This window comes from Desulfurella sp. (genome assembly GCF_023256235.1).
In the GTDB taxonomy this organism is placed as follows: domain Bacteria; phylum Campylobacterota_A; class Desulfurellia; order Desulfurellales; family Desulfurellaceae; genus Desulfurella.
Window position 1 is genome coordinate 22,478 of sequence record NZ_JAGDWY010000047.1, and the last position, 4,845, is coordinate 27,322.

The window sequence follows — 4,845 nt, forward strand, 5'->3', positions numbered from 1 at the left end:
ATGCTAAAAATTGATAATCTTGAAAATTACACATATATAAGGCTTTCAAATGAACTTTTTTATATTGGAACCAACAATTGCGAGATAAAAGCAAATTTAAAACCTGAATATGATGTAGAAAACATTATCTTAAAACAACTCCAAAACCAAACACGTATTTATTTTAAACTGAATAAAGCTTACAAATACAATATAACTTTATCAAAGATAAATAAAAGCACACTTATAATAAACCTGATTTTATCAGACACTTCAAAAAGCGATGAGAATACAATCAAAACCGCACAAACTAATTCAACTCAAACTGTAAATAACATACCTATGATAATAACTCCGGTAAAACCACTATCCTATAATCCAAAAAATATAACTATAGTGCTTGATCCAGGACATGGCGGAAAAGATTCAGGAGCAATAGGTATCGGAGGACTTAAAGAAAAAGACGTAGTTTTAAATATAGCAAAATACTGCGCAGAAATTTTAAGAGAAAAAGGCTTCAAAGTGGTTATGACGCGCGATAGCGATGTATTTATTCCTCTTTTGCAAAGGGTAAAAATAGCAAATGATGCTAAAGCGGATTTATTTGTATCAATTCACGCCAATGCTTCACTTGACCCATCAGCTAAAGGAATGGAAGTGTTTTTTTTAAATGCAACAAGCAATCAAAAGGCTTTAAGGATAGCATCTGTGGAAAATGATGTCCCAATTGAACAAATGGGAACAATCAATAAAATCATTATTTCTCTAATAAATCAGGCTAAACTGAAAGAATCGGCAATTCTTGCTAAAGATATTGATGAGTCTATGTATTCCATTGCAAAACCGTCATATCCTGGCTTAATAAATCGTGGTATTGATCAAGCACCATTTTATGTGCTTGTAGGTACAAATTGCCCTTCTATACTAATCGAAACGTTATTTATAACAAATCCACAGGATAATAGTTATCTAAAGGATATCAATTATCAACAAACTATAGCAAAAGGCATTGCGTTAGGCTTAATAAAATACCTGGATACTGCAAGATCAATTGACAAATAAAAACTTTGATATATATTAAATAGAGGCAAGTAGGTGGGGAGTCGCTGGCATTAAAAGCCAGAGGAAAGTCCAGGCTCTATCGGATCGAAGCGCCCCTAAAAAGGGTTGGAGTAATCCACAGGAAAGCGCAACAGAAAAGAAGTTGCTTAAAAAGTAATTTACTTTTTAAGCAAAAAGTGAAATGGTGAGGTAAGAGCTCACCGCATAACCAGTAATGGTTGTGGCATTGCAAGCCCCGCTTAGAGCAAGACCAAATAGGGAGATTGGCATGATCCGAGCCTATAATCTCCGGGTAGGTCGCTTAGATAAATGACTCCCAAAGGATTCAATCCTTTACAGAACCTGGCTTATAGCCTGCTTGCCTTACTCTTCTTTTTTATATGCAAGTGCTTGTTTAAAATGAACAAGTTTAAGCTTTGTGTTTAATCTTGAAATAGATTCTGTAGCACCTAAGAATAAATAACCGTTTTTATTCAAAATATCATTATAAATTTTATCTATAACCTTTTGTCTTGATTCATTGTTAAAATAAATTAATACATTTCTTAAAAATATAATATCCATTTTACCAATAGTTGATAAATCCCTGTTGTCTACAAGATTTACCTGCTTGTATACTACTTTATTTTTAACAAAATCTTTTATTTTGTAAGTATTTTTTTCGAAATCAAAATACTTTTGTCTTATATCAGGTGTAAGTTCCTTTAAAGCATACTCATTATATACACCAATTTTCGCCTTTTCTAATACTTCTTGGCTTATATCCGATGCCAAAATCCTGGCAGGTATGTTATTACCATATTTTTCAGTTAAAGCTATTGCTAAAGTATATGGTTCTTCTCCAGTTGAACAAGCAGCACTCCAAACATTTAGTATAGGTTTATATTTCAAAAGTTCATCCACAATAATCAAAAATACTTCTATTTGTTGTGCATGTCTAAAAAAATATGTTTCATTTATTGTTATTGCATCGAATAGAAAATATAATTCATTTTTATTTAATTGTAAAAATTTTAAATAATCATCAAAATCTCTTAGTTTAAGTTCTTGTATGCGCTTGTTCAATTTATTTTCAAGTAAATATTTTTTGCTATATTCAAAAAAAATACCACTTTTTTCATAAATAAAATCTCTTAATTTTTCAAAAATCTCAGGATCCATTTCAGGCATTTAGTATAGCTCCTTAAAGTAAGTTCTTTTTACTTCATCAATTTGTTCAAAAAGCTTGAATGTAAATAAAGCTAAATCGATTTTTTTAGAAATTTCTAAATTTGAGGTTATAATCTTCCATCCTTCCTGATCTTCCATTAAAAATTTAGAGTAATTTCCACCAAAACCTATACCTTCTGAGTAAGTAAGTAAATCTGCAACACTTATGATGGATGCAATTATTGGATTTTTTGCTTTTTTTGGAGTATGGTGATTTACCACAGCATCGATTAAATCTTCTGGTAAATTCCATCTTTTTAGTAATTTTTCAGCTAAATCGCAGTGAGTTATGCCAAAAAGTTCAATTTCTGATTCATAAAATGATTTATTATTCTTATATGCATAATTCAGAATTCTATCAAAATCTTCTTGACTGTATAAATCTAATATAACTTTCCCAATGTCGTGTATTACACCTGCAGAAAATTCTAAACCTCCACTTTGAAAATTTAAAATATTAGAAATAATTTTTGCTGTTATGCCACAACCAAACGAGTGGTCCAAGAATTGATTTGGATTAAACCTTTTATTTATAGGAAATTTTTTCATAGTAGAAAGCAAAGCCGAAGCTATAACAATATTTTCTATCTGAACAAAACCAAGCAGATTAATAGCATGCATAAGGGAAGATACTTTTCCGTGAAGACCATAAAATGGAGAGTTTGCGGCTTTTAATATTTGAGAAACCAAAACAGGATCTTTCTGTATAAGATCGTATAAATTTTTTGCAGATGTAGATTCTTTTCTTAATAAATAAGTAATTTCAAGCGCAATTTGTGGAAAAGCCGGTAAATTTTCAATAGAATCTAAATTATTATATAATTTTTCTACATTATTCATTGTCAGACCTACTTATTTTGTTTTTCATTATACTTTTCATTTAAGTCATATATTATGCTTTCAATTAAATCTTGTTCATCTTTTGTTAGATTGTTTTTTGTTTTTTCTTTAAGCATTTCCAGTAATTCAATACTTGCTTTTGCCATATCCAAATCGATTTTTTTTGTATTATCAAACGGATCTTCCACTATACCAAGCTGAACATAAGCACCACCTGCCACAGACAATATAAATTCTTCAAATGTCATTTAATCCTCCGTGTAAGTTACCTTAGATGTAGGTGTTTCATAAACACTAACACTATAAAGCATGCAGTCTTTTATGCGAGGTTTTAATGTTTCAAAAATATATTTAGCAATCATTTCAGAGGTGGGATTTGTTTTAGAAAAATAATCAATTTCATTTAAGTATCTGTGGTCTAGCGTTGACAATATTTCTTTTAAGTGTTTTTTTAATTCTTTGAAATCAATACCTATATAGATTTGATTTAATTTTTTACATCTAACAACAACTTCTACCTTAAAGTTATGGCCATGAAGATTCTCACATGCTCCAAGATAATTATTTAATCTATGAGCAGCAGAAAAATCACTTTCAACAAATATTTCAAACATGTTGACATCCTTCAATGCTACTAAAGTGATATCCTACAAGACCGCTTGGAATTTTAGGATAAAAATATGTTGATTTTTGAGGAAATGTAAGATTATTTTTTGTTATCTCAAATAATGACTCATAAGTAACAGGCTTTAACAAAAAACCAACTACAGCTTCCTTTCTATCCACGCTTTTTATAACTTCTTCTTTAGAGTGTGCATAACCTGAAATTTCGTTGTTTGCAATATCTTCATCGCTTAGATTTAGCATTTTTTTAAATACTATATTTTCAAAAAGCTTAACATCGAGTTTGTCTATTAAATCTTTCGAATTTTTATCAATATATTTCAAATAAGTAAACTTACCATCATACATGACTATATCATAGTCAAAATCATCGCTAATTTCAAAATAATTATAAATCTTTTGTCTAAAATCATCAATATTAATTTTTTTAATCAATCTATGAATTGGCATCAAAGCCAATCCATCATTTTTGTCCACAAAAAATACAAGTGCATATTCACTCCCTGCCTTTTTTTGTCCAGCTTTATTGTAATAATTTCTGATAGATAAGCATGTTTCATACCTATGGTGTCCATCAGCTATAACTAATGTTTGGTTTTTAATTGATTCTTTTATATGATTTACTATTTCTATGTCATTTATTTTATAAACATTATGAATTTTATCTTCAAAATTAACTTCAAAAAGATTTTCTTTTTTACAACCTTTCACGAAATTTGATAAATCCTCATCATCGTAAATCATCATTATAGGACAAAACATAGCGTTTGTTGAAGTTATTAGCTTAAATCTATCTATTTTTGGGCCTTTTAGTGTTTTTTCGTGTGGCTTTATAGAACCGCCAAGTTCTTCAAGCTTTAGTGCCCCCAAAAAGCCATAAAGTATTTTTTTTGTATTATTTAAATCATACGTGCAAGAATAAGCATAAAATGAACAATCAACATCAAAAATTAATTTTTCTTGTAAAAACCAGGAATCTAAAATATCCTTAGCATTTTCGTACTTCTTGTCATTTTCGCCTTCTGGCAAAACTATCCTTACTATATTAAAATCATTTTTAGATAATAACTGTTTTTTATAGTCTTTATCTATAACATTCATTATGACTACAAAGACATTTTGTGATGTATG

The 4,845-nt window shown here is 29.4% G+C and carries 6 protein-coding genes and 1 other RNA gene; 2 read left to right on the plus strand and 5 right to left on the minus strand.

From position 1 onward, the window contains the following. Window positions 1–1,041, plus strand: a 1,041-nt coding sequence (locus Q0C22_RS04910; RefSeq protein WP_291492355.1) for an N-acetylmuramoyl-L-alanine amidase, incomplete at its 5' end; no start/stop codon positions are given. 25 nt (window positions 1,042–1,066) lie between these two features. Then, window positions 1,067–1,407, plus strand: an RNA gene (rnpB, locus tag Q0C22_RS04915) — RNase P RNA component class A. On the opposite strand, the gene Q0C22_RS04920 is transcribed toward rnpB, so the two are convergent. The 5 genes from Q0C22_RS04920 to Q0C22_RS04940 form a co-directional block, all read right to left on the minus strand. Then, the gene (locus Q0C22_RS04920; RefSeq protein ID WP_291492357.1) at window positions 1,405–2,211 is read right to left on the minus strand and encodes a protein-glutamate O-methyltransferase CheR; all 807 of its coding nucleotides are present in this window, start codon (window positions 2,209–2,211) and stop codon (window positions 1,405–1,407) included. The genes rnpB and Q0C22_RS04920 overlap by 3 nt on opposite strands. Next, window positions 2,212–3,090, minus strand: a complete 879-nt coding sequence (locus Q0C22_RS04925; RefSeq protein ID WP_291492360.1) for an HDOD domain-containing protein — start codon at window positions 3,088–3,090, stop codon at window positions 2,212–2,214. It lies immediately after the preceding gene. Window positions 3,091–3,098: 8 nt separating this feature from the next. Further along, a complete protein-coding gene (locus Q0C22_RS04930) occupies window positions 3,099–3,338 on the minus strand; it encodes a DUF1844 domain-containing protein (protein WP_291492362.1) in 240 nt (79 codons plus the stop codon). Further along, window positions 3,339–3,704 (minus strand): 6-carboxytetrahydropterin synthase QueD, encoded by a 366-nt coding sequence (gene queD, locus Q0C22_RS04935; RefSeq protein ID WP_291492364.1) that lies wholly within the window; start codon window positions 3,702–3,704, stop codon window positions 3,339–3,341. Next, window positions 3,697–4,845: DUF1015 domain-containing protein (locus tag Q0C22_RS04940; RefSeq protein WP_291492366.1), on the minus strand; the 1,149-nt coding region annotated here is incomplete at its 5' end. The genes queD and Q0C22_RS04940, both read right to left, overlap by 8 nt.